Genomic DNA, 24897 nt, shown 5'->3' with positions numbered 1-24897 from the left:
CGCAGGTTGGACGTAAAGAGGGGCACCTTCCATAACGCTCCGCGTTACGAAAGGTGCCCCTCTTTCGTGCTGGTCAGTGGCGGAGTTCGGCGGCCAGGAGTTCGGCGATCTGGGCGGTGTTGAGGGCAGCGCCCTTGCGGAGGTTGTCGCCGGTGACGAAGAAGTCGAGGGCGCGGGGGTCGTCGACGGCGCGGCGGATGCGGCCGACCCAGGACGGGTCGGTGCCGACGGCGTCGATGGGCATGGGGAACTCCCCGGCGGCGGGGTCGTCGACGACGATCACGCCGGGGGCGCCCTGGAGGACCTCGCGGGCGCCGGGGGCGTCGACCTCGGAGCCGAAGACCGCGTGCACGGCGACCGAGTGGCCGGTGACCACGGGGACGCGTACGCACGTCGCGCTGACCTTCAGGTCGGGCAGGCCCAGGATCTTGCGGGACTCGTTGCGCATCTTCAGCTCTTCGCTGGACCAGCCGCCGTCCTTGAGGGAGCCGGCGAACGGGACCACGTTCAGCGCGACGGGCGCGGCGAACGGGCCGAGGTCGTCGCCGACCGCGTTGCGGACGTTGCCGGGCCGGGTGCCGAGCACGCGGTCCCCGGCGACCTTCGCGATCTGGTCGTGCAGCGTGTCCACGCCGACCTGGCCGGCCCCGGAGACGGCCTGGTACGAGGCCAGCACCAGCTCCTTGAGGCCGTACGCGTTGTGCAGCGGGGCGATCGCCACGATCATCGCCAGCGTGGTGCAGTTGGCGTTGGCGATGATGCCCTTGGGCCGGTTGCGGATCTGCGCCGGGTTGATCTCCGGGACGACCAGGGGGACGTCCGGGTCCATCCGGAACGCGCCGGAGTTGTCGACCGCGATCACGCCACGGGCCGCCGCGATCGGCGCCCAGTAGGCGGAGACCTCGTCGGGCACGTCGAACATGGCGACGTCGACGCCGTCGAACGCCTCCTCGGTGAGCGCGACGACCTCGATCTCCTCGCCGCGCACCAGCAGGCGGCGGCCCGCCGAGCGCGCGGAGGCGATGAGCCGGATGTCGCCCCACACGTTGCGGCGGTTGCTGAGGATGTCGAGCATCACCGTGCCGACCGCGCCGGTGGCACCGACGACGGCGAGGGTGGGCAGCTTATGGCTCATGCCGTCGGCTCGTTTCGGTCGTCGGGGTGAGCCGGGCGTGGCCGCCCGATCAGATCGTTCATGGTCACCGGCCGGTCCCGGCGTACACCACGGCCTCTTCGGTGCCGCCCAGCTCGAACGCGTCGTGCACGGCGCGCACGGCGGCGTCGAGGTCGGTGTCGCGGCAGACCACCGAGATGCGGATCTCGGAGGTGGAGATGATCTCGATGTTCACACCGGCGCGGGCCAGCGCCTCGCAGAAGGTGGCGGTGACGCCCGGGTTGGAGCGCATGCCCGCGCCGACCAGGGAGATCTTGCCGATGTGGTCGTCGTAGAGCAGGCCCTTGAAGCCGACCCGCTCCTGGATCTTCTGCAGGGCGGCCATCGCCGTGGGGCCGTCGTCCTTGGGCAGCGTGAAGGAGATGTCGGTGCGCCCGGAGGCCTCGGTGGATACGTTCTGCACGATCATGTCGATGTTGATCTCGGAGTCCGCGAGCGCCCGGAAGATCGACGCGGCCTCGCCCGGCTCGTCCGGCACCGAGACGATGGTGATCTTCGCTTCGTTGCGGTCGTGCGCGACGCCGGTGATGAGTGCTTGCTCCACGGAAAGGTCCTCCATTGATCCCGTCACGAGGGTGCCGGTGTTGTTCGAGTACGACGAGCGGACGTGGATCGGCAGCCCGAACCGGCGGGCGTACTCCACGCTGCGCAGATGCAGGATCTTGGCCCCGGAGGCGGCCAGCTCCAGCATCTCCTCATAGGTGATCTGGTCGACCTTCTGCGCGTTGGGCACGATGCGCGGGTCGGCGGTGTACACGCCGTCGACGTCGGTGTAGATCTCGCAGACGTCGGCCTTCAGCGCGGCGGCCAGCGCCACCGCGGTCGTGTCCGAGCCGCCCCGGCCGAGCGTGGTGATGTCCTTGGTGTCCTGGGCGACGCCCTGGAAGCCGGCCACGATCACGATCGCGCCCTCGTCGAGCGCGCCGCGCAGGCGGCCCGGGGTGACGTCGATGATGCGGGCCCGGCCGTGCACCGAGGTGGTGATCACACCCGCCTGCGACCCGGTGTACGAGCGCGCCTCGTAGCCCAGGTTGTGGATGGCCATGGCCAGCAGCGCCATCGAGATGCGCTCACCGGCGGTCAGCAGCATGTCGAACTCGCGCCCCGGCGGCAGCGGGCTGACCTGGTGCGCCAGGTCGATCAGCTCGTCGGTCGTGTCACCCATCGCGGAGACGACCACACACACGTCGTTGCCGGCCTTCCGCGTCGCGACGATGCGCTCGGCGACCCGCTTGATCCGCTCAGCGTTGGCGACTGACGAGCCGCCGTACTTCTGCACCACGAGGGCCACGGTTGCACGGCTCCTCTCCACCTCAGGGACTAAGGACGCTTCAGCTTAGCGGCGGCTTCCGCCGCCCCGGTCGGGTCGATCCCAGCTGTCGGGCAGCGTGGCCCGAGAAGTCCGAGATCCTCTTTCGTACGGCCGCCCGCGCCGTGCAGTCACCCGCCCCCTCCGCATCGCCGCCGCAGGATTTAACGGCTGTGACGCGCACCACAGACCGGCGGTTGCCTCGACAAGCACCGATCATGCGCGACGCAAGGCGCGTCATGGGCGAAGATGACGCATGCAGGGGTCAGAATGGGCGCGTGCGCCGGGCTGTCCTCTCCCTCTGTCTCATCGCCGCCTGCTGGTCGGTGTCCGCCTGCGGTGGCGGCACGCCGGAGACGGCGGCGTCGTCGGCTGCCCCGCTGTCCACCGTCGCGGCCGGGCCGACCGAACCCCGCGCGCAGCTCGCCGCCCGCGCGGCCGCCGCCAAGGACCTGCGCCAGGTGGCCGCCTACACGTTCAAGAGCCCGAAGCGGCCGGACCGCCGGGTGGTGGTCACCCGGGCCGTCGACGGCACCTGGCGCATCGACGTGCCCGGCGGGGCACACAGCGGCGCGGTCGACATCGCGCTGGTCTTCGCCGCCAACTCGCTGCACCAGTGCGCGCTGGCCGCGGGCAACCACCCGTACTCGGGCTGCGTGCGGATCGCCGGGGCGCTGCCCGCCAAGGCCGACCTGAAGATCCAGCACCTGATCACGGACTGGCAGAACCTGCTCACCGACCGGCGGCTCGCGCTCGCCGTGGCCGAGGTCGCCCCGCTGCCCGGGGCGCGCGGCAAGTGCTACTCGGTGGAGTCGTCCGCAGCCAGCCTGACGCTGCCGCTGGACGCGGGCATCTACTGCTACGAGATCGACGGCACGCTCACCGCGGTCAAGGTCGCCTTCGGCACCCTGCTGCTGGAGGGCACCCCGGGGCTCGCCCCGCCGTCGGTGCAGCTGCCCGGCCCGGTCGTGCCCGGCCAGCCGCTGCCGCTGACCGCGCCGCCGTCGCCGAAGCCCTCCGCCAGCTCGTCCGCGTCGCCGTCGCCGAAGGCCTGACGCGCCCTAGCAGAGGCGGACGAGGCCCGCTGTCCCGTGCCTGGCGTTGTGTGAATCATGTGAAGGAAAGCGCCGGATCGTGGATATCGACTGGAGAGATCCGGCCGACTCCGGCTGGAATCGGGGCATGGCCCTACGCGACAACCTCATCCCGCCGCCCGGACTCCCCCGCCGCCTCGCCACGCAGAACCTCCTCTTCGGAGTCGGTGCGGGCACCTTCCTCACGGGCAGCGCGGTGTTCTTCACCCGCGTGGTCGGCCTGCGGCCGCACGAGATCGGTATCGGCTTGTCGCTGGCCGCCGCGATCGCGCTGGTCACCGCGGTGCCGCTGAGCGCGCTGACCGACCGGTTCGGCGCGCACCGGATGTGGACGGGCGGCGTCGTCGCCCAGGGCCTGCTGTTCGCCGCGTGGCCGTTCGCCCGGGGCTTCTGGAGCTTCCTGCTCGTCATCGCCTGCCTGGAACTGGTCGCCACGGTGGGGCAGGCCGGGCGCAACGTGTACCTGATCGAAGCGCTCGATCCGGAGACGCGGGTTCGCACCCAGGCGTTCTCCCGCTCCTGGCTGAACGTCGGCTGGTCGCTGGGCGCCGGGCTGGCCGCGCTGGCGCTGGCCGTCGACACCGTTCCCGCGTACTACACGCTGGTGCTGCTCAACAGCGCACTGCTGCTCGCCAACGCGTACTTCATCAGCCGCCTGCCGGAGGTGCCCCGGGCCGCGGCCGGGACGGCCCGGCGGCGGGTGGGCGCGGTCTTCGCGGACCGGCCGTTCCTCGCGGTGACCGCGGTCTGCGCCGTGCTGACCTGCTACATGACCGTGCTGATGGAGGTGGCCCCGCTGTGGCTGCTGCACCGCACGGACGCCCCGAAATGGTGGCTGGGCGTGATGACGGTGACCAACACGCTCATGGCCACGACGCTGCAGGTCGCGGTGACGCGGGGCGCGCACACCGTCGGCGGCGCCGCGGCGGCCTCCCGCCGGGCAGGCCTGGTCGCCGCACTGGGCTGCCCGGTCTACCTGCTCACCGGGGCCACCAGCGGGGTCCTCACGATGGTGCTGCTGGTGGTGGCGACGATCCTGCTGACCATGGCCGAGCTGTGGCACTCGGCAGGCTCGTGGACGTTCATGGCGGAACTGCCGCCGGCCGACCGGCGCGGTGAGTACATCGGCGCGTTCCGGATGGGCGGCTCCGCCCAGTCCATGATCGCCCCGGCGTCGCTGATCGCGCTCGCGGTGACGTCCGGCGGCTGGGGCTGGTTCGCCATCGCCGGGCTTTTCCTGGGGGCGGCACTGCTCATCGGGCCCGCGGCCCGGCACGCGGCCCGCTCCCGGGAGCAAATGCCCAGCGTGCCGGCCCCGGTGCCTGCCTGACGGGACACGGTGTCCCATTTCGTGGACATCGGGCCCAGACGCAGGTCTATGGGCGTACAGTGGCCGACATCATGTGCTGCGTGAGCCTCCTGCTTCGCCGCCGCGACGAGGTCTGACCGACCGGCACCTCGTCGCGGAGTAGCGACGTGCGCTCGCCCGCTGGTCCCTCACATTCTCGGTTTTCGGCAGAAGTTGCCGATTCAACGAATCTTGATAGCGGCCGATGTTCTCTTGGGCACAATCCGCCGCTGGATTACGCGCGAAACACATGATGTCTAGGAGCATGGAAGCCATGTCTGCTGCTGCTCAGCGCCCCAGCAAGATGCCGTACCAGCGTTACCGCGGCTACCACGAACAGTTCCAGGTCGAGGTGCCGGACCGCGCCTGGCCGACCCGCCGCGTGACGACCGCCCCGCAGTGGTGCGCGGTGGACCTGCGCGACGGCAACCAGGCCCTGATCGACCCGATGTCCCCCGACCGCAAGCGCCGCATGTTCGAGCTGCTGGTGCGGATGGGATACAAGGAGATCGAGGTCGGTTTCCCGGCCGCCAGCGAGACCGACTTCTCGTTCGTACGGCAGCTCATCGAGGAGCAGCTGATCCCGGACGACGTGACCATCCAGGTGCTGGTCCAGTGCCGCGAGCACCTGATCGAGCGCACCTTCGCGAGCCTGCGCGGCGCGAAGCGGGCCATCGTCCACTTCTACAACTCGACCTCCACGCTGCAGCGTGAGGTGGTGTTCGGCCTGGACAAGGACGGCATCACCGCGATCGCGACGGACGGCGCGCGGCTGTGCCAGAAGTACGCCGAGATCATCACCCCGGACACCGAGATCCGGTACGAGTACTCCCCCGAGTCCTACACCGGCACCGAGCTGGAGTACGCGCTGGAGGTGTGCTCGGCGGTCATCGACGTCATCGACCCGACGCCGGAACGCCCGCTGATCATCAACCTGCCCGCCACCGTCGAGATGGCCTCGCCGAACGTGTACGCCGACTCGATCGAGTGGATGGACCGCCGCCTGCCGCGGCGCGACTCGGTCATCCTGAGCCTGCACCCGCACAACGACCGGGGCACCGGCGTCGCCGCCGCCGAGCTGGGCCTGCTGGCCGGCGCGGACCGGATCGAGGGCTGCCTGTTCGGCAACGGCGAGCGCACCGGCAACGTCGACCTGGTCACGCTGGGCCTGAACCTGTTCAGCCAGGGCATCGACCCGCAGGTCGACTTCTCCGGCATCGACGAGGTCAAGCGCGCCGTGGAGTACTGCAACCAGCTGCCGGTGCACGAGCGCCACCCGTACGCCGGGGACCTGGTCTACACGGCGTTCTCCGGCTCGCACCAGGACGCGATCAAGAAGGGCCTGGACGCGCACGCCCGCAAGGCGGACAAGGCCGGGGTGCCGGTCGAGCAGTTCGAGTGGGCGGTGCCGTACCTGCCGATCGACCCGAAGGACCTGGGCCGCTCGTACGAGGCCGTGATCCGGGTCAACTCGCAGTCCGGCAAGGGCGGCGTCGCGTACATCATGAAGTCCGAGCACCAGCTGGACCTGCCGCGCCGCCTGCAGATCGAGTTCTCGGGCGTCGTCCAGCGCCGCACCGACGACGCCGGTGGCGAGGTCACCCCGGCCGAGATGTACGCCGCGTTCGCCGACGAGTACCTCACCGATCGCCGCCTGGCGGTGCGCTCCTACTCGGTGTCCACCGTCGACGGCAAGGTGGAGCTGGTCGCCGAGGCCGATCTGGACGGCACCGCCTGTCGCCTGACCGGCGTGGGCAACGGCCCGATCGACGCGTTCATCCATGCGCTGAGCGACCACGCGGTCGGCGTGCGGGTGCTGGACTACGCCGAGCACGCGCTGACCTCCGGCGGCGACGCGCAGGCCGCCGCGTACGTCGAGTGCGACGTGGACGGCGAGACCCGCTGGGGCGTCGGCATCGACGCGAACATCGTGACCGCCTCCCTGAAGGCCGTCGCCAGCGCCGTCAACCGCCACTGACCAAGACGAAGGAAGGGCGCCTTCCACACGGACGTCCGTGTGGAAGGTGCTCTTCCTTCGTTCCGCCGGGTGCGCGGGGGTCAGGGGCAGCGGCCGCGCTGGAGGACCTGCGGGAGGTGGCCTTCGCGCTGTTCGGGGGCGACTTTGCGGTCCGGGCGGTCCAGGCGGACCTTGCCGCACACGAACAGGGCCAGCGCGGCGGCGACGACCATCGCCCCGGCGCACCACATCCCGGCGTCGTAGAACGCCGTGCCCAGGGCCGCGCCGTTCTCGTACTCCTCGCCCGACAGGCCCACCACCAGCGGCAGCGCCGCCACGGCGAGCAGTGAACCGGCACGTGCCGCGGTGTTGTTGACGCCGCTGGCGACCCCGGCGAAACGCACCTCGACGGCGGACAGCACGGACGCGGTCAGCGGCGCGACAATCAGCGTCAGCCCGATGCCGTAGGCGAGGACGCCGGGCAGGATCCCGGTCCAGTAGCTCACCCCGGGAGTGATCTCGCGGATCAGCATGATGCCGACCGCGCAGCACAGCGGGCCGAGCGTCAGCTGCACCTTCGGGCCGAACTTCGTGGCCGCCGCGCCGGACAGTTCCGAGCCGATCAGCATCACCAGAGTCATCGGCAGCGTGGCCAGACCCGCCTCCAGGGCGTCGTAGCCGAGGCCCGTCTGCAGGTAGATGACGAGCAGGAAGAAGAAGCCGCCGAACGCGCCGTAGGTCAGCACCGTGTACAGGTTGAGCACGGAGAACACCCGTGAGCTGAACAGCCGCAGCGGCATCATCGCGGCCATCGCGCGAGCCCGTTCCACCAGCAGGAAGCCGACTGCCGCGGCCAGGCCGACCGCGAAGCCGCCCAGCACCGGGAGCGAAACGAAGCCGCGTTCCGGCCAGGCGATCAGGGCGTAGGTGACCCCGCCCAGCGCGGCCGCGCCCAGCAGCGCCCCGGCCACGTCGAAGTGGTGGGCCGTCGCGTTGTTCCGGCTCTCCGGGACGTACACCTTGCTCAGCCAGACGACGACCACCGCCAGCGGCAGGTTGATCAGGAAGATCCAGCGCCAGGACACCTGGTCGATGAGCACGCCGCCGACGAACGGGCCGAGCGCCGTGGTGGTGCCGGCCAGGCCGGACCAAGCGCCGATGGCACGGGCCCGATCGGACTCCCGGAACGACGACTGCAGCAGCGCCAGCGAGCCGGGTGCCAGCAGCGCCCCGCCCACGCCCTGCACCACGCGGGCGGCGATCAGCGTCTCGACGTTCGGGGCGATGCCGCACACCAGCGAGGCCAGGGTGAACCAGACGACGCCGGTGACGAATACCCGACGCCGTCCGAGGTGGTCGCCCAGCGCGCCGCCGAGCAGCACGAACGCGGCCAGGGTCAGGGTGTATCCGTTGATCACCCACTGCAGCTGGGCCAGGCTCGCGCCGAGCTCGCGCCCGAGCGTCGGCAACGCGACGTTGACCACGGTGGAGTCGAGGAACGCCATGCCGGAGGCCAGCACGGCCGCGGCGAGCGTGCCCCGCCCTGCGGCGCTGCTCAGGCGCAGTCCGGTCGTCTCCATTCGCTCCATTCTCGTCGCCCGCCCGCCCGCCGCGCCGGGGAACGCGAAGGTGAGGGATACGAGGTGATGGTGAGGACTGCTCGTATGGTGAGCGGGTGCGATCCCTCAAACCCCCCAGACGTACCAGAATTCTCCTGCTCCTGGTGGCGGCCGTCGCGGCCGCCGCGACCACCGCGTGCGACCCGGTCGACAGCGGTCCCGGCAACCCGGCGGGGCCCGGCGGCGTCAACGTCGACCCCAACGCCGGCGGCAACGCGCTCGCGTCGCTGTCCACCCTGAAGGTCGCCACCGCACGCGCGATGACCGGCTACACGCGGGAGAAGTTCCCGCACTGGAACAAGGCCGGGTCCAACTGCGACGTGCGCGACACCGTGCTGGCCCGCGACGGCAAGAACATCAAGCTGAACGGCTGCAACGTCACCGGCGGCGAGTGGTCCAGCGTGTACGACGGCCTGAAGACCACCGACCCGCTGAAGATCGACATCGACCACATGGTGCCGCTGGCCAACGCCTGGCGCTCCGGTGCGGACGAGTGGACCAACGAGAAGCGCTCGCAGTTCGCCAACGACCTGGAGCGGCCGCAGCTGTTCGCGGTGTCGGCCACCAGCAACCGGTCCAAGGGCGACCAGGACCCGTCGACGTGGAAGCCGCCAACCAGGGAATATTGGTGCACCTATGCGCAACAATGGGTCACGGTGAAGACCTACTGGAAACTCACCGTGACCACGGCCGAGAAGGCCGCCCTGACCGACATGCTGGGACTCTGTGTATGACCGAGCACGCCCGCACTCCTGTGGTGGACACGCGTAGCGGGTACGCGGCATGAGTGACTTGACCACGAACATCGTCGCCGGGCCTGGAGGAGTCATGACCGACGAGGTGGGCGTGGTCACCGGTGAGCTGACGCTCGCCACGGAGCCGGTCGGCGACGGCACCGTCCGGCTCCGCGTGCAGTACCTGGGCGCCGAGGAGTGGTACACGGTGACCGGCGCGACCGTGCCGGTCACCGACCCCGCCCAGGCCGCGTCCCTGCATGCGCTGGCCGTGGGCCTGCTGAACCGCCCGGAGGGCTGACGCCGGGCGTCAGCCCCGGTCGGCGGCGCGCTTGCGCAGGGCGAGGGCGATGCTGGTGCCGACGATGAGCAGCGCCAGCAGGGAGTACATCAGGATCCCGGTCACCTCGTCGAGGAAGCTGTACGGCTCCTCCTCGGCCAGGTCCTCCTGCACCGCGACCGGCAGGTGCTCGGGCTGGGTCAGGGCGACCGCCTGGTTCTCCGCGTCCGGCCCGTCCACGACCGGCGCCGGGTCGGCCGGCACGGCCCGCGGCGCGGGCGGCGCGAACACGTCGCTCCGGGTGCCGGGCAGGTGCCTGGTGCAGCGGCCGGTGTCGTACACGCACACCATGTAGACGGCCAGGTTGTCGGTGACGATCCGGTCGTACGCGCCCTCGACCGTCATCGCCACGTGCGGCTCCGCCGGCGCCGGCCCGGTCAGGCGCATGGTGAAGGCGAGCCGGCGGGACTCGCCCGCCGGCAGCTGGACAAGGCAGGCGTCGCCGTCGTCCTCGGGGCAGTCGAGCCAGGTCACGTCGTCGAACCCGGCCGCGACGGGGTCGGCGACGCGCAGCCGGGCGGGCACGGCGGCGGTGTTGCGGTAGAGCACGCCGAACGTCGCGGTGTCCCCGGTGTGCAGGTCCACCCGCGCCTGCTCGACGGTCGCCGCCACATCGGTGTACGGCGGCGACGAGACCGCCACGCCGAACGTGCCCACCGCGGCGGGCGTGCCGACGGCACGGGCGCTGACCGACACCGTGCCGGCCGCGCCCAGCGGGGCCTTCTCGCGGGCCCGCAGGTCCAGCCGGATGGTGAAGCCCTGGCCGGGGCTGATCCGGTCGACCTTGCAGGTGGCGGTGGTCTTCGTGTGGTCGCACCAGTCCGCCGACGCCAGTTCCACCCGCTGGGCGAGGCCCCCGGTCAGCCGCACCTGCAGCACGACCTTGCTCAGGTCGTGGCCCGTGGTGTTGGTCAGGCCGACGACGTTGTCGCCGCCGCCGAGCGCGGTGGCTCCGGCCGCGGCAGGCAGGTCGAGTTTGAACCCGTCCCCGGTCGGTGCGGCGGCCGCGGGCAGGCCGGCGGCGAGTCCGAGCGCGGCTCCGACGGCGACGGTCATCCAACCACGAACCACGATTCCCCCATCGAGCGCGGCACGGCGCCCGTGCGCGCAGCGCCGGCCCGCGCGACGCGGGTCGATTTGCTCTGGCAAGGTGGCAGGCTACCGCTTATCACTACAGAAGCTGACATTCCACCCGATGCGACACGCGGCGTTACCGCGCCGGAGTCGGCCCGGCGCAGGTCAGGTGAACAGCGCCGCGGCGAAGTCCTCGTCGGTGAGCGGGCTGGGCGTGATCCCGGTCAGGTTCTTGTCCAGCACCAGCGCGTCCGGCCCGTGCACCAGCGGCACCGCGGGCAGCAGTTCCAGCAGCCGCGCGTTCAGCTGCTCGTACAGCGGGCGGCGCTGGACCGGGTCGCCGATCCCGTCGACCGCCTTGAGCCGCGCGAACAGGTCGGCGTCGGTGACGCCGAACTCGGCGTTGGGGGCGGCGAACAGCTGGCCCATGAAGTCGTAGGCCTCGCCGTAGTTGCCGGTCACCCCGTACAGGTGCAGGTCGTGGGCCGTGCCCTTGGCGACCGCGTTGAGGTAGTCCGGCGTCCACCGCAGCTCGACCCCCTCGACCTCGATCCCGGCCGCACGCAGGTCGGCGGCCAGCAGCTCGAAGATCTTCTTCGGGTCGGGCAGGTAGGGCCGGGTGACGTTGCGGGGGTAGTGGAAGCGCAGCTTCAGCCCGCTGCCGTAGCCCGCCGCGGCCAGCAGTTCCTTCGCCTTCGCCGGGTCGTGCGGGTAGGCCGCGACGTCGGGGTTCCAGCCGGGGAGCAGCTCGGGGTGGAAGTTCAGCGCGAGCTTCGCGCCGTCCGGGAAGGCCTCGGCGACCAGCCGCTGCCGGTCGATGGCGTACGCGATCGCCTGGCGCACCTCGGGTTTGGCCAGGGCCGGGTTGCCGCGCTGGTTGATCCCCAGGTACAGGGTGTTGAACGCGGGCCGGGTGAGCACGTGGAAGCCCTGCTCGGCCAGCGGCTTGCGGTCCTCGACCGCGACCAGGTCGTACCCGTCGATCTTCCCGTCGAGCAGCGCCTGCTTGCGCAGCCCCGCCTCGACGGTCTGGAAGACCAGGTGCCGCACCTTGGCGGCCGTGCCGTGGTAACCGTCGAACGCCTCCAGCTCCACCTTGCGGGCCGCCTTGTCCCACGACACGAAGCGGTAGGGGCCGGTGCCCACGGGCTTGTTCCCGTACGCCGGGTAGCGGCTGCCCCCGACGGGCTTGTCGGCCGCCTGCTCACGCAGCGCCTTGGGGCTGGAGATCGCGAACGACGGCAGCGTGAAGGCCGCCGGGAAGCGGCTGCTGGCCCGGGTCAGCGCGATCTCCGCGGTGGCCGGGTCGCGGGCCGTGCAGGACTTGAACAGGCTCGCCCCGAGCCGGCTGGACGCGTTCTTGGCGAACCCGCCGAAGACCACCTGCCAGGCCGCGCTGATGTCGCCGGCCTGCAGCGCGGCGGGCAGGCGATACCACCGGTCGAAGTTGGCGCAGACCGCCGCGGCGTCCAGCGCGGTGCCGTCGTGGAACGTCACCCCCGGCTTGAGGCGGAAGGTCCAGACCGTGCCCGTGCCGTCCACGGAGAAGGTCTCGGCCAGGCCCGGAGCCGCCACCGCGCCGCCCGGCTCCGCCTGCACCAGGGTCTCCAGCACCTGCCGGGTGACGCGCAGCGATTCGGCGTCCGGGGACAGGGCCGGGTCCAGGATGCGGACCTGCCCCATGGCGAAGACCAGGGTGTCCTCGGTGCTCACGGCCGGCGGCGGGCTGGACGCGGTGACCGGCGGGCCGCCCTTGTCGCCGGTGCAGCCCGCGGCGAGCAGCAGTGCCCCCGCCGAGACCGCCGCCGACCAGATCCGCCATCGTCGCGTGCGCATCGCGGCCACCTCTGTCCTATATGCGTGATTACTCGACGACACAGGGTCACCCGAGGCCGACCCTAACGGCGGTCGATGTGTCGTGGCACGCATGAGCGGGCAGTTGATACCGAACCGTTGTCCGCCCGCGGGTGGGACAGCACACGACATATCGCCCGACCGCACCGCAGCGCGCGCCGGTCCAGCAGGCCGGCGGTCATACCTGCGCGGTACGGTAGCGGGCGACGTTCGTAGGAGGTGTACGCCCCGTGGCACTGGCGCTGTATCGCAGGTACCGGCCTCGCACCTTCGCCGAGGTGATCGGCCAGGACCATGTCACCGAGCCGCTCATCCAGGCGCTCAAGAGTGGCCGGCTCAATCACGCATACCTCTTCTCCGGCCCTCGCGGCTGCGGCAAGACCACCAGCGCGCGCATCCTGGCCCGCTCGCTGAACTGCGCCAAGGGGCCGACCCCCGAGCCATGCGGCGAGTGCGAGTCCTGCAAGGCGCTCGCCCTCGACGGCCCCGGCTCGATCGACGTGATCGAGATCGACGCGGCCAGCCACGGCGGTGTCGACGACGCCCGCGAGCTGCGCGAGCGCGCGTTCTTCGCGCCCGCCATCAGCCGCTACAAGATCTACATCATCGACGAGGCGCACATGGTCTCGTCGGCCGGTTTCAACGCGCTGCTGAAGCTCGTCGAGGAACCGCCGGACTACGTCAAGTTCATCTTCGCCACCACCGAGCCGGAGAAGGTGCTCGGCACCATCCGCTCGCGCACCCACCACTACCCGTTCCGCCTCATCCCGCCCAGCGCGCTCCGGCCATACCTGGAGCTGCTCTGCAAGCTCGAAGAAGTCGTGGTGGAGCCGCTGGTGCTGCCGCTGGTGGTGCGGGCGGGCGGCGGCTCGGCCCGAGACAGCCTCTCCGTGCTCGACCAGCTCATCGCGGGCTCCGGACCGGGCGGGGTGACCTACGCCCGCGCGGTGGCGCTGCTCGGGGTCACCGACAACGCGCTGATCGACGAGATGGTCGACGCGCTGGCCGCGGGCGACGGCGCCGCCGCGTTCGGCGCCATCGACCGCGTCGCCGAGGCCGGGCACGACTCCCGCCGATACGCCAACGACCTGCTGGAGCGGCTGCGCGACCTGATCATCCTGCGGCAGGTGCCGGACGCCGCCGGCAAGGGCCTGGTCGACGTGCCGGAGGAGCAGCTGGCGCGGATGCAGGCGCAGGCCGCCCAGCTCGGCCCGGCCACCCTGTCCCGCTGCGCGGACATCGTGGCCAACGGGCTGGTGGAGATGCGCGGCGCGACGTCGCCGCGGCTGCTGCTGGAGCTGATCGCGGCCCGCATGATGCTGCCCGCCGCGGACGAGTCCGGCACCGCCCTGCTCCAGCGCCTGGAGCGGCTGGAGACCGGCTTCGTGCCCGGCGCGGCCGCCGAAGCCCCGGTCCGGCCCCAGGCCGAGGCGGGTCACGCCCAGCGTGACACCGGCCCGGCCCAGCGGGCCGCCCACGATGCTCCGAGCGCCGCCCCGGCCGCCACCGGCCGGGAGGCCGCACGGGCAGCCGCGGCCAGCGCCGCTGCGCACGACAAGGCCGGCTCCGGTCGCGAGGCCGCGCGGGCGGCCGCGGCCGAGAACACCGGCCCGGCCCAGCCGGACGATGGCCCGGCCCCCCAGGCCGCCGACCCTTGGACCTCGGCCGAACCGGCCCGCACGCCCGAGACTGCCCGTGCCGCACAACCCGCCCGTGCCGCCGAACCGACCCGGATGCCCGCGCCCGCCACGGCGAGCGCACCGGCGGCCGCCACGGAGGACGCGGCGGCGGTGCGCCGGTCCTGGGACGAGATCGTGCGGCTGGTCGGCCGCAGCAGCAAGAAGGCGGCGGCGTTCGCCCGCGAGGCGGTGGTGCGCGACATCGACGGCAACACGCTGGTGCTGCTGTTCAAGCACAAGATCCACGCGAACGGGGTGGAGAACGACCCCGCGCCGCTGATGGAGGCGGTGCACCAGGTGCTCGGCGGCAAGTGGCAGCTGCGCTGCGAGGTCGGCGGGGACCCCCGCGCCGCGTCGCGGGCCGCCGCCGCGGCCCCGGCCTCCGCGCCGCCGCGCAGCACCGCACCCAAGGCCGCCCCTGCGACCCGCGCGCCCGCGCCCACCGGCGACGACTGGCCGACCCCGGCCCGGGTCGGCGGCGCCGCACCGGCCGCTGCTCCCACGCAGGCCACGGGTCGGCGCGCACCGGCCGTCGACGACGGCCCTCCGCTGGAGGAACCGCCGTACGATCCCGAGTACGACGGCCCGCCGCCGCGCACCATCGAAGGGTTCGACCCCGGCGACGAGCCCACCGACGAGATCGTCGACGCCGCCGTCGCCCGGCAGACCACCGAGCAGGCTGCCGTCGAGTCCCTGCGCCGCAGTTTCAACCTCGAAAAACTCGACTGATCGGAACGCACACGAGCAGGGCCCCGAGAGGCGGACTCTCGGGGCCCTGCTCGTTCGTGCGGGACGGTCAGCGCTGCTCGCCGAGTGCCATCGGGAAGTGGCAGGCGGCCAGGTGACCGGCGTTGTCGTCGCCGTGGCGGACCAGCGGCGGCGGCGTGGTGGCGCAGATGTCCTGCGCCTTCCAGCACCGGGTGCGGAACCGGCAGCCCGACGGCGGGTTGATCGGGCTGGGCACGTCACCGGTGAGCAGGATGCGCTCGCGCTGGCCGCTCTCGCGCCGGCGCGGATCGGGCACGGGCACCGCCGACAGCAGCGCGGCCGTGTACGGGTGGCGCGGCGCGCGGTACAGCGACTCCCGGTCGGCGACCTCGACGATCTTGCCTAGGTACATCACCGCGACCCGGTCGGAGATGTGGCGCACCACCGACAGGTCGTGCGCGATCACCACGTAGGTCAGCCCGAGTTCGGTCTGCAGGTCCTCCAGCAGGTTGACCACCTGCGCCTGGATGGACACGTCCAGCGCCGAGACCGGCTCGTCCGCGATGATCATCTTCGGCTTCAGGGCCAGCGTACGGGCGATGCCGATGCGCTGGCGCTGGCCGCCGGAGAACTCGTGCGGGTAGCGGTTGTAGTGCTCGGGGTTGAGGCCCACGAGCTCCAGCAGCTTCTGCACCTCGCGCTTGACGCCGTGCTCGGTCTTCACGCCCTGGATCCGGAACGGCGCGCCGACGATGGCGCCGACCGTGTGCCGGGGGTTCAGCGACGAGTACGGGTCCTGGAAGATCATCTGCAGGTCGCGCCGGAACGGGCGGAGCCGTCCCTGCGACATGTGCGAGATGTCGCGGCCCTCGAAGTGGATGCTGCCGCCGGTCGGCTCGATGAGCCGGGTCAGCAGCCGGCCGGTGGTCGTCTTGCCACAGCCGGACTCACCGACCAGGCCGAGCGTCTCCCCCGGCAGCACGTCGAAGTCGAGGCCGTCGACGGCCTGCACCGCGCCCACCTTGCGGCGCAGCACGCCCTTGGTGATCGGGAAGTGCTTCTGCAGGCCGCGCACCGACAGCAGAGCGTTGTTGTTGTCGCTCATGCCTTCTCCTCGCTGCGCTCGTCGGCGGCATCGGCAGACGACATGATTCGCTCGCTCATGCCACCTCCTCGCTTTGCTCGTCGGAGGCGGAAGGCAGCTCTGACATGCTCGCCACGCTGTGCCCGCCGGTGCCCTCCAGGGTCGGCTTGATCTCGTTGTGCCAGATCTGCTGACGCACGTGTGCGGGCATGTGGCAGCGCACCCGGTGACCGCTGGTGCCGGTGAGCTCCAGCTCGGGCACGACCGTGTCGCTGGCTCCGCCGGTGCGCCCGTCGAAGGCGCAGCGCGGGTGGAAGGAGCAGCCGGACGGCACGTTGATCAGCGACGGCGGGGTGCCCTTGATGGGCAGCAGCCGCTCGGTGACCGGCTGGTCCAGCCGGGGCATCGAGCCGAGCAGGCCCCAGGTGTACGGGTGCTCGGGGTTGTCGAAGATCTCCGTGGCCGCGCCGTACTCGATGCACTTGCCGCCGTACATGACCAGCACGTCGTCGGCGAGTTCGGCGGTGACGCCCAGGTCGTGGGTGATGATGATCAGCGCGGAGTTGAACTCCTGCTGCAGATCGCGCATCAGGTCCAGGATCTGCGCCTGCACCGTCACGTCGAGCGCGGTGGTCGGCTCGTCGGCGATCAGCAACTCCGGGTCGCAGGACAGCGCCATCGCGATCATCGCGCGCTGCCGCATACCGCCGGAGAACTGGTGCGGGTAGTCGTCGACGCGCTTGTCCGGCTGCGGGATGCCGACCCGGGCCAGCAGGTCGATCGCGTGCTTGCGGGCGACCTTCTTGGACACCTTGTGGTGCACCCGGTACGCCTCGATGATCTGGTCACCGATGGTGTAGTAGGGGTGCATCGCCGACAGCGGGTCCTGGAAGATCATCGCCATCCGCTTGCCGCGCAGGCCGCGCACGGTCTCCGGCGACGCACCGACCAGTTCCTGGCCGTCCAGCCAGATCTCGCCCGACACGTTCGCGTTGCGGCGGTGGTAGATGCCGAGGATGCCCAGGCTGGACACCGACTTGCCGGAGCCCGACTCGCCCACGATGCCGAGCGTCTTGCCCCGCTCCAGCGAGAAGGACAGCCCGTCCACGGACTTGACCAGGCCGTCGTCGGTCGGGAAGTGGATCTTCAGGTCGCGCAGCTCGAGGAACGGCCGGGCGGTGGGATCCTGCCGAGGAGAGATCACGTTGTTCATGACAGCCTCACCCGCGGGTCGACCACCGCGTAGAGCATATCGACGATCAGGTTGGCGACGACGACGAAGAACGCCGCGAACATCGTCACGCCCATGATCTGTGGGAAGTCCTGCTTGTTGATGGCGTCGATGGCGAGGTAGCCGAGGCCCTTGAGCCCGAAGGTGCTCTCCGTGAGGATCGCGCCGCCGAGCAGCAGACCGACGTCCAGGCCGAAGATCGTGATGATGGGGGTCAGCGCGGCGCGCAGGCCGTGCTTGGTGACCACCACCCGTTCGTGCAGGCCCTTGGCCCGCGCGGTGCGGATGAAGTCCTCGCCCATCGTGTCGAGCATGCCCGCTCGGGTGAACCGCGCATAGGCCGCGGCGTTCAGCATCGCCAGCGTGATCCACGGCAGGATCAGGCTGTACGCCCACTCACCTGGATTGTCGGTGAAGTCGACGTAGGTGCCGCCGGGCGCGGTCAGGTCGAACTGGTAGCTGAAGAAGTAGAGGAACATCAGGCCGGTGAAGTACGGCGGCAGCGACACACCCGCCAGCGCGCCCGTCATCGCCGCCCGGTCGAAGAAGCTGCCCTTGCGCAGGGCGCTCAGCACGCCGACCGCGACACCCGTGACCAGCCAGAGGATCGACGCGCCCACGGTCAGCGAGACGGTGACCGGAAGCCGGTCCAGCAGGTCGTCCCAGACCGCGTGGTTGGTGCGGAAGGAGTAGCCGAAGCAGGGTGCGGCGCAGTGTTCGATGCCGGTGCCGTAGTCGTAGTCGGTGCCGACGAAGATCGCCTTGATCCAGTTCCAGTACTGCAGCCAGAGCGGGTCGTAGAAGCCCAGTTTCTCGGCGAACAGCTGCTGAGTGTGCTCGTCGGCGGTGCGGCCGAGGTATCGCGCGGCGAAGGTCTCGGGCGTGGCGCCGGCGAGGCGGGGCAACCCGAAGAAGATCAAGAAAGTCGCGATGCTGACGACGAGGAGCATCAGCGCCGCGCCGATGGTCCGGCGGATGAAGAAAGTGACCACGATTTCGGCTTGGGCAGCCGGTCCGGCCGGGCAAACGAGCCCGGCCGGACCGGCCACCCTGCGCCTTCACCTACCTTTGATGATTGCCAGGTGGGTTGGAGCAGGTGTGCTGGTTACTGCGCCACACCCATGGAGAGGTAGTCGTACTGACCGAACGCCTCGTTGACGAAGACGTTGGTCACGTTCTTGCCACGCAGCGTCAGGGCCTTCGCCCAGACACCGGGCAGGATGACCGCCTCTTCCATGACGCGCTTGTCGATCTGCGCCCAGAGCGCTTCGCGCTTCTTGACGTCGGTCTCGGCCAGCGCCTGGTCGATCATGGTGTCGACCTCGGGGATCATGACGGACAGGTTGGACGAGCCACCCGAGTCACGGATGACCCGGCTGTCCACGATCTGCGACAGGAAGCCGTAGCCGTCCGGCCAGTCCGCACCCCAGCCGTTGACCATCAGGCCCAGGCCGGTGGACGGGCTGTTGCGGTAGGACGGCTTGCCCGCGTACAGCGAGAAGTAGTCACCGGTCGGGAAGCCCTTCAGGGTGACCTTGATGCCCACGCGGGCCAGCGACTGCTGGAACGCCTCGGCGGTCGCCTTCTCCTTGGGACGCTCGGCCCGGAAGCCCATCGTCACCTCGAAGCCGTCGGCCTTGCCGCAAGCCTGCAGCGCCGCCTTGGCCTTGTCGAGGTCACCCTTGTTGTCCGCACCCGCCGGGTAGACGTTGGTCGGCGCGTAGCCCGGGATCTGCGGCGGCATGATGCTCGTGGCGATCTGGCCACCGGCGAACTCGCCACCGAAGGCGGCCTGGTACGAGGTGCGGTCCACCGCGTACATGACGGCCTCGCGGCACTCCTTCTTGTCGAAGGGAGCGACCTTGGGGTTGATCGAGGTGTACCACAGGCGGGCGACCGCCGGGTTGTCGGCGTACGCCTTGAGGGCGTTGTCCTGCAGCACCTTCGGCAGCGCGGCCGGCTGCACACCGGTGCCCGCGATGTCGACGTGCAGGTCACCCGAGATCAGCTGGTTGTCGATGTCGTCGGCGTTCAGGCCGATCTTGACGTCGTACGCGTCCGGCAGCGCCTTGCGGTTCGGGTCGGTCGCCTTGTCCCAGTTCGGGTTGCGCTTGAGCGTGAAGCCCTTGCCCGCCTCGTACTTGTCGAACATGTACGGGCCGGAGGAGACGACGTGCTCCTTGTACTTCACACCGGTGTCCTTCGCGGCCGGCACCGGCACGGTGGCCGGCAGCATCGCGAAGTAGTCGAAGCCGCCGAAGGCCTGCTTCAGGTGGAAGACGATGGTCTGGTCGTCCGGGGTCGTGATCGCCTTGGTGTCGGCGGCCTTGTCCTTGAACGGGCCCTTGTAGCCGGCCTCGAGGTCCAGGAAGTCGTTGAAGTAGGTGTAGCCGTTGACCAGCACCTCCTTGTCCATCGACCGCATGACCCCGTACTTCACGTCCTTGGACGTGATCGGGGTGCCGTCCTCGAACTTGACGCCGGCCCGCAGCTTGTAGGTCCAGGTCTTGCCGCCGTCGCTGGGCACGCCCAGGCTCTCGGCGAGGTCCGGAATGAGCTCGGCACTGGCAGCGCCCGGAGCCGCCTTGAACATGACCAGCGACCGGCCGTACAGGCGGAGCAGGTTCCAGGAGAGGCCGTAGTAGGTGTCGCCGGGGTCGACAGAGTCCCAGTCGGACGAGATGGCCATCTTGAGCGTGCCACCCGGCTTGTCAGACGGGTTGAACACCGAGGTGAGCGCCGCGTTGAACTCCGGCTTCACCTCCGGGGTCTTCGTGGTGTCATCACCGGAGCCGCAGGCTGCGGTCACCGCGAGTGCGAAGACGGCCGAGGCCGCCGCCAGCACCCTTCCCTTGTTTCTCACTAACTTCCTCCCTGGGGGGAGCGGTTCGTGTCTCGAACCGCGCTGTGGGTGGTGTTGCGTGGCTCGGGTCAGCGCTTGCTCTTGGGATCGAGCGCGTCGCGGAGTCCGTCGCCGAAGAGGTTGAAGGCCAGCACGGTGATGAAGATCGCCATGCCGGGGAAGAACATGAAGTGGACCACCGAGTTGCGTGCCGCGTCCGAGAGCAGCCCGCCCCAGGTGACTCCGGGCTCGCCGACGACCTGCCGCTGCACGCCGACGCCGAGGAAGGACAGCGCCGCCTCGAACAGGATGTTCGTCGGGATGAGCAGGGTGGCGTAGACCAGGATGGGCGCCACCAGGTTCGGCAGCATCTCCTTGACGATGATGTACGGCCCCCGGGCACCCAGGCTGCGGGCGGCGTCGACGAACTCGCGCTCACGCAGCGACAGCGTCTGGCCGCGCACGATGCGGGCGATGTACGGCCAGTTGAAGAAGCCGATGATGAAGATCAGCAGGGCGATGCGCAGCGAGTTGCCGGACAGCCCGAACGCCGTGTCGGGCAGCACGCCGACCAGCGCGATCGCGAACAGCAGCAGCGGGAACGCCAGGAAGACGTTCATCAGGAAGCTGATCACGGTGTCCGCGAGGCCGCCGAAGAAGCCGGCGATGACGCCGAGGGCGGACCCGATGACCACCGACACCAGGGTGGCCAGGAAGGCGATCAGCAGCGAGACCCGGGCGCCGTAGACGATCTCGCTGAACAGGTCGCGGCCGTTCTGCGGCTCCAGGCCGAAGAGGAAGTCGCCGCTGATGCCGCTGCTCTCGAAGAACAGGAAGTCGCCGCGGGGCAGGCCGCCCAGCTCCGCCGCCAGCAGGCTGTTGTCCTGGTGGAACTCGTTCGGCGGGTGGCCGAGCCAGCCCACGATCAGCGGGGCGAAGACCGCCATGAGGATCAGCAGGATCACCGTTATGCCGCCGGCCATGGCCGCCTTGTCGCGCTTGAGGCGCGTCCAGGCGATGCGGCCGAGGGAACGCCCCTCGATCGCCTTCGCGGGCGCCTTGATCCCCTCGGGGGCCGAGGTGTCGGTTCGCGTGGCCATATACCGGCTGCCTCCCTGCGGAGGCGACGACGTCGCACCGGTACGCCCGGACGGGCGGGTGGCGGTGCGCCGCGCGCGACATCCGCTCGGTTGTTACCTGCGTGATTCGCGCCGCCCGACCCTCTCTCCACCGTGGGGGCGGTCGGATGACAGGGCGACAGCGGTGGAGTGTGGTGCACGCCACCGCATGATCAGAGCATTCTTCGCAAGTTCGCCCGGCGTCAAGCTCACAGGGTGCCTGTAACCAAGTTCAGGCCGGTCCGTGATGAGGGCGTTATAAAAATAGGACGCCAGGTACGAAGAAAATCGCAGGTAAAAGCCAAGAAGGCATCGAGTTATGCGAATCTTTGTCGGACAGGGAGGCCGCTCAGAGGGTCCGTCGGCCCTCGAAAGCACGACCGAGAGTGATCTCATCGGCGTACTCGAGGTCGCCGCCGACGGGCAGGCCGCTCGCCAGCCGGGACACCGTGATGCCCATCGGCTTGACCAGCAGTGCGAGATACGTCGCCGTCGCCTCGCCCTCGGTGTTCGGGTCCGTCGCGAGGATCAGCTCGGTCACCTGACCCGAGCTGAGCCGGGCCATCAGCTCACGGATGCGCAGGTGATCGGGGCCGATGCCCTCCAGCGGATTGATCGCCCCGCCGAGCACGTGGTAGCGGCCGCGGAACTCGTTGGTCCGCTCGATCGCGACGACGTCCTTGGGCTCCTCGACCACGCAGAGCGCGTCGTCACGCCGCCGCGGGTCGCGGCAGATGCGGCACTTCTCCTCCTCGGCGACGTTGAAGCAGAGCACACAGAAGCGCACCTGCTCCTTGACCCGGGTAAGGGCGGCGGCCAGCCGCTTGATATCGGTCGGATCGGCCGCCAGCACGTGGAACGCGATGCGCTGGGCGCTCTTGGGCCCCACTCCGGGAAGCCGGCCGAGCTCGTCGATGAGGTCCTGGATCGCGCCTTCGTACACGGTCGGCCGGGCCTAGAAGGGGAGGCCCATGCCGCCGAGACCGGCGGACAGGGGACCCATCTTCTGCTCGGTGAGCTTGCGCACCTCGTCGGCGGCGTTGGTGAACGCGGCGGACACCAGGTCCTCCAGGGTCTCCACGTCCTCCGGGTCGACCGCCTTGGGGTCGATGGAGATGCCGCGGAACTCGCCGGAGCCGGTCATCGTCACGGTGACCAGGCCGCCCCCGGCCTTGCCGGTGACCTCGGCCTCCGCCAGCGCCGCCTGCGCCGAGGCGAGCTGCGCCTGCATCTTCTGCGCCTGCTTCATCAGCTGCTGCATGTTCGGCTGTCCACCCGGCCGCATCGCCGCACTCCCCTACCAGTCACCCGTCGGATTCGCCCTCAGCGTAGTCCCCGCCACCGTCACCGTCATTGATCATGAAGATGCGCGGCGTCGGGCGGGCGCGGGCATGAAAGGGCCCCCGTGCACCCGGTATTGCCTGCTTATCCTTGCTGCCTTCCGGCCCTGGGGAGGTTCACAGGGTGCCGCCGCACGGGGGCTACGCAACTGTACCCGGCGGGGGTGCACGTGCCGACCCCGACCCCGGTATGTATCCTTCTCGACGGAGGATTCGCCTAGAGGCCTAGGGCGCACGCTTGGAAAGCGTGTTGGGATAAAACCCTCACGAGTTCGAATCTCGTATCCTCCGCCACCAGCGCACCATACGCGCTACGCGAAGCCCCGGTCCCCTGTGGATCCGGGGCTTCCGCCGTTTCGGGGCTCCATCGTCACCGGCAGCCCGAGGCCGCAGTTCTGTTCCATGCGGGCCTTCTCCGGTGGACGGCCCTGCCGCAGTTTTCCGAGTGCGGACTTTCATCCCCCTCTGGGGACTTTCACCCGTTTAGCAGTGCATAAAACATCGCGAGACTGGATATAAACGGGCAAGGTGCAATGTGAATCGACCTCAGCGTGAGGTGGCAGTCACGGAATGTAGTCGTATAGTCGAGGACACGACCTCACCCCCGGTGGGAGTCGCCTCACAGGCCGGTGTCTTTAGGGGGACAGCCATGCGCGGAGCTTTCGCCCTCGCGACCGTCATGATGCTGGGTGCCGCGTGCGCCCAGGCGACACAGGCCCCGGCCACCCCCGAGCAGGGGGCGGTCGTCAGCGCCACGCCGGTCGTGCAGGGCCCGGACATCGTCCACCTGCAGGGTGTGCGGGACGTGCGCTTCGGGACCAAGCGCGCCGACCTCGAGCCCCGCCTGGACAGGTCGCGCTCCGGCTGCAGCACGCAGGTCACCGGCATGCCCCAGGGCAACCTGGTCTTCGCCGCCGACGACCGCCTGGTGATGATGTGGTTCGACGCGCCGCTGCGCACCCCGGAGGGCGTGCACACCGGCAGCTCGCTGGGGGACGTGCGGGCCGCGTACCCGGACGCCACGGTGCTGACGGCCCCCGCGGACAGCCACCGCTTCGACGGACTGCTGGTCACCCGGGGCGACCGGGGCTACCTGTTCCTGCACGACGGAACCGCCGTGCAGAAGGCCGTGGCCGGTTACGGCGAGTATCTGAGCCGGCTCTTCAATACCGGTTTCGGGGCCTGCTGAATCCTCGTGTAGAGTCTTCGGCGGTGGCGTGTCCGAGCGGCCTAAGGAGCACGCCTCGAAAGCGTGTGAGGGGGTAACTCCTCCGAGGGTTCAAATCCCTCCGCCACCGCCAACGGTGCAACGCCCGGCAGTCCTCCACGGACAGCCGGGCGTTCTCCTTTTCCCGCAGGACTTTCGGGCTCCCGGGCACGGTGCGCCGCGCCTATGATGCGCCTCACCCTCCGACGAAGGAGCGTTGTGCTGGCACAGGCCGCCCCGCCGCACCACCCGTCCCCGCCGCCCCGGTGACCCGCCGGCTGCACGGATACCAACTGCTCCTCGACTGGGACACCGACGAGCTCAACTACCTCTTCTACGAGACGGCGCGCGCCGAGTTCATCGCCCTGCGCGGCGAGGTGGAGGTCGTGAAGCCCGTCTCCGAGTGGTGATCTGCCGCCTGGGCCTCACCGCAGCGTGGGAAGATCGCCCTTATGAGTACGCATATCGGCGCCAAGCCTGGTGAGATCGCGGACCGGGTCCTCATGCCGGGCGACCCACTACGGGCCAAATGGATCGCGGAGAACTACCTCGAGGACGCCAAGTGCTACTCGACGGTCCGCAACATGTTCGGTTTCACCGGCACCTACCAGGGCACCCGGGTGTCGGTGCAGGGTTCGGGGATGGGGATGCCCTCGGCCTCCATCTACGCCCACGAGCTGATCAACGAGTACGGCGTGAAGACGCTGATCCGGGTCGGGTCCTGTGGAGCCCTGGCGGAGTCGCTGAACCTGCGTGACGTGGTCGCCGCGATCGGATCGAGCACCGACTCGAACATGAACCGGATGCGCTTCGACGGCCTGATCGACTACGCGCCGGTGGCGGACTTCGGGCTGCTGCGCAAGGCCGTCGAGGTGGCCGAGCAGCGCGGCGTCACCATGCGCGTCGGCCCTATCCTGGCCGCGGACGCCTTCTACACCGACCGTCCCGACCTGTACGACACCCTCGCCGACTACGGCGTGCTCGCGGTGGAGATGGAGTCGGCGGCCCTGTACACGATCGCGGCGCGCTACAACGCCCGCGCGCTGACCATCCTCACCGTCAGCGACCACATCAAGCGCGGCGAGGCCACCACGGCGCAGGAGCGCGAGCAGACGTTCTCGCAGATGGTCGAGATCGCGCTCGACACCGTCGTCGCCGCCTGACCCCACCCCGCACATACGACAA

General features: G+C 70.1%; 20 protein-coding genes, 2 tRNA genes, 1 other RNA gene and 1 pseudogene. 11 read left to right on the top strand and 13 right to left on the bottom strand.

What is annotated here, in order from left to right:
- Nucleotides 1-73: 73 nt before the first annotated feature.
- Nucleotides 74-1135, bottom strand: coding sequence for an aspartate-semialdehyde dehydrogenase (locus F9C41_RS35690; protein ID WP_155391266.1), 1062 nt, complete (start codon nt 1133-1135; stop codon nt 74-76).
- Nucleotides 1136-1199: 64 nt separating this feature from the next.
- Nucleotides 1200-2465: an aspartate kinase gene (locus F9C41_RS35685; RefSeq protein ID WP_155391265.1), complete on the bottom strand. Its 1266-nt coding sequence runs from the start codon at nt 2463-2465 to the stop codon at nt 1200-1202.
- Between the two features lie 296 nt (nt 2466-2761).
- On the opposite strand from F9C41_RS35685, the gene F9C41_RS35680 reads away from it, so the two are divergent.
- The 3 genes from F9C41_RS35680 to leuA all read left to right on the top strand — a co-directional run bounded on the left by F9C41_RS35680 (nt 2762) and on the right by leuA (nt 6903).
- On the top strand, nt 2762-3538 hold the full coding sequence (locus tag F9C41_RS35680; protein WP_155391264.1) for a hypothetical protein: 777 nt from the start codon (nt 2762-2764) through the stop codon (nt 3536-3538).
- 127 nt (nt 3539-3665) lie between these two features.
- Nucleotides 3666-4907, top strand: coding sequence for an MFS transporter (locus F9C41_RS35675; RefSeq protein ID WP_155391263.1), 1242 nt, complete (start codon nt 3666-3668; stop codon nt 4905-4907).
- 292 nt (nt 4908-5199) lie between these two features.
- A complete protein-coding gene (gene leuA, locus F9C41_RS35670) occupies nt 5200-6903 on the top strand; it encodes a 2-isopropylmalate synthase (protein WP_407924770.1) in 1704 nt (567 codons plus the stop codon).
- A gap of 80 nt (nt 6904-6983) precedes the next feature.
- Here the strand turns inward: leuA and F9C41_RS35665 are convergent, their stop codons facing one another.
- Nucleotides 6984-8462: an MFS transporter gene (locus tag F9C41_RS35665; RefSeq protein ID WP_155391262.1), complete on the bottom strand. Its 1479-nt coding sequence runs from the start codon at nt 8460-8462 to the stop codon at nt 6984-6986.
- 95 nt (nt 8463-8557) lie between these two features.
- Between F9C41_RS35665 and F9C41_RS35660 the strand changes: the two genes are divergently transcribed.
- A complete protein-coding gene (locus tag F9C41_RS35660) occupies nt 8558-9235 on the top strand; it encodes an HNH endonuclease family protein (RefSeq protein ID WP_230690251.1) in 678 nt (225 codons plus the stop codon).
- Nucleotides 9236-9296: 61 nt separating this feature from the next.
- A pseudogene (locus F9C41_RS35655) lies at nt 9297-9536 on the top strand (hypothetical protein); the annotation flags it as partial.
- Between the two features lie 9 nt (nt 9537-9545).
- Here F9C41_RS35655 and F9C41_RS35650 read toward each other — a convergent pair.
- Both F9C41_RS35650 and F9C41_RS35645 read right to left on the bottom strand, forming a co-directional pair.
- Nucleotides 9546-10631 carry a hypothetical protein gene (locus F9C41_RS35650; RefSeq protein ID WP_155391260.1) on the bottom strand — a complete coding sequence of 362 codons (1086 nt, stop codon included), beginning with the start codon at nt 10629-10631 and terminating at the stop codon, nt 9546-9548.
- 183 nt (nt 10632-10814) lie between these two features.
- Nucleotides 10815-12485, bottom strand: coding sequence for an ABC transporter substrate-binding protein (locus F9C41_RS35645; RefSeq protein WP_155391259.1), 1671 nt, complete (start codon nt 12483-12485; stop codon nt 10815-10817).
- Nucleotides 12486-12733: 248 nt separating this feature from the next.
- On the opposite strand from F9C41_RS35645, the gene F9C41_RS35640 reads away from it, so the two are divergent.
- Nucleotides 12734-14911: a DNA polymerase III subunit gamma and tau gene (locus tag F9C41_RS35640; RefSeq protein WP_155391258.1), complete on the top strand. Its 2178-nt coding sequence runs from the start codon at nt 12734-12736 to the stop codon at nt 14909-14911.
- Nucleotides 14912-14978: 67 nt separating this feature from the next.
- Here F9C41_RS35640 and F9C41_RS35635 read toward each other — a convergent pair whose 3' ends face one another.
- The 8 genes from F9C41_RS35635 to ffs form a co-directional block, all read right to left on the bottom strand.
- Complete coding sequence (locus F9C41_RS35635; protein WP_155391257.1) at nt 14979-15995, bottom strand: ABC transporter ATP-binding protein; 1017 nt, start codon at nt 15993-15995, stop codon at nt 14979-14981.
- A gap of 55 nt (nt 15996-16050) precedes the next feature.
- Entirely contained in the window at nt 16051-17187 is a 1137-nt protein-coding gene (locus F9C41_RS35630; RefSeq protein ID WP_155391256.1) for an ABC transporter ATP-binding protein, read from the bottom strand.
- A complete protein-coding gene (locus F9C41_RS35625) occupies nt 17184-18197 on the bottom strand; it encodes an ABC transporter permease (RefSeq protein ID WP_155391255.1) in 1014 nt (337 codons plus the stop codon). Before F9C41_RS35625 ends, F9C41_RS35630 begins: the two co-directional genes overlap by 4 nt.
- Before the next feature lie 113 nt (nt 18198-18310).
- Nucleotides 18311-20068: an ABC transporter substrate-binding protein gene (locus F9C41_RS35620; RefSeq protein WP_155391254.1), complete on the bottom strand. Its 1758-nt coding sequence runs from the start codon at nt 20066-20068 to the stop codon at nt 18311-18313.
- A 68-nt stretch (nt 20069-20136) separates the two neighbouring features.
- The gene (locus tag F9C41_RS35615) at nt 20137-21147 is read right to left on the bottom strand and encodes an ABC transporter permease (RefSeq protein WP_155391253.1); all 1011 of its coding nucleotides are present in this window, start codon (nt 21145-21147) and stop codon (nt 20137-20139) included.
- 367 nt (nt 21148-21514) lie between these two features.
- A complete protein-coding gene (gene recR / locus F9C41_RS35610) occupies nt 21515-22108 on the bottom strand; it encodes a recombination mediator RecR (protein ID WP_155391252.1) in 594 nt (197 codons plus the stop codon).
- Nucleotides 22109-22120: 12 nt separating this feature from the next.
- Complete coding sequence (locus F9C41_RS35605; RefSeq protein WP_230690250.1) at nt 22121-22426, bottom strand: YbaB/EbfC family nucleoid-associated protein; 306 nt, start codon at nt 22424-22426, stop codon at nt 22121-22123.
- Nucleotides 22427-22556: 130 nt separating this feature from the next.
- An RNA gene (ffs, locus tag F9C41_RS35600) (signal recognition particle sRNA small type) lies at nt 22557-22652 on the bottom strand.
- A gap of 59 nt (nt 22653-22711) precedes the next feature.
- Here ffs and F9C41_RS35595 point away from each other — a divergent pair.
- The 5 genes from F9C41_RS35595 (at nt 22712) to deoD (ending at nt 24875) form a co-directional block, all read left to right on the top strand.
- Nucleotides 22712-22799 (top strand) — tRNA-Ser (locus F9C41_RS35595).
- A 355-nt stretch (nt 22800-23154) separates the two neighbouring features.
- A complete protein-coding gene (locus tag F9C41_RS35590) occupies nt 23155-23694 on the top strand; it encodes a hypothetical protein (protein ID WP_155391250.1) in 540 nt (179 codons plus the stop codon).
- 22 nt (nt 23695-23716) lie between these two features.
- Nucleotides 23717-23806 (top strand) — tRNA-Ser (locus F9C41_RS35585).
- Between the two features lie 172 nt (nt 23807-23978).
- On the top strand, nt 23979-24122 hold the full coding sequence (locus tag F9C41_RS35580; protein ID WP_155391249.1) for a hypothetical protein: 144 nt from the start codon (nt 23979-23981) through the stop codon (nt 24120-24122).
- Nucleotides 24123-24164: 42 nt separating this feature from the next.
- Nucleotides 24165-24875, top strand: a complete 711-nt coding sequence (gene deoD, locus F9C41_RS35575) for a purine-nucleoside phosphorylase (protein WP_155391248.1) — start codon at nt 24165-24167, stop codon at nt 24873-24875.
- Nucleotides 24876-24897 lie beyond the last annotated feature (22 nt).

Origin of the sequence: Catellatospora paridis (assembly GCF_009720365.1) — a bacterium.
In the GTDB taxonomy this organism is placed as follows: Bacteria; Actinomycetota; Actinomycetes; order Mycobacteriales; family Micromonosporaceae; genus Catellatospora; species Catellatospora paridis.
Note: the sequence above shows the minus strand (reverse complement) of the source record. Positions and strands in the feature narration are given on the sequence as shown.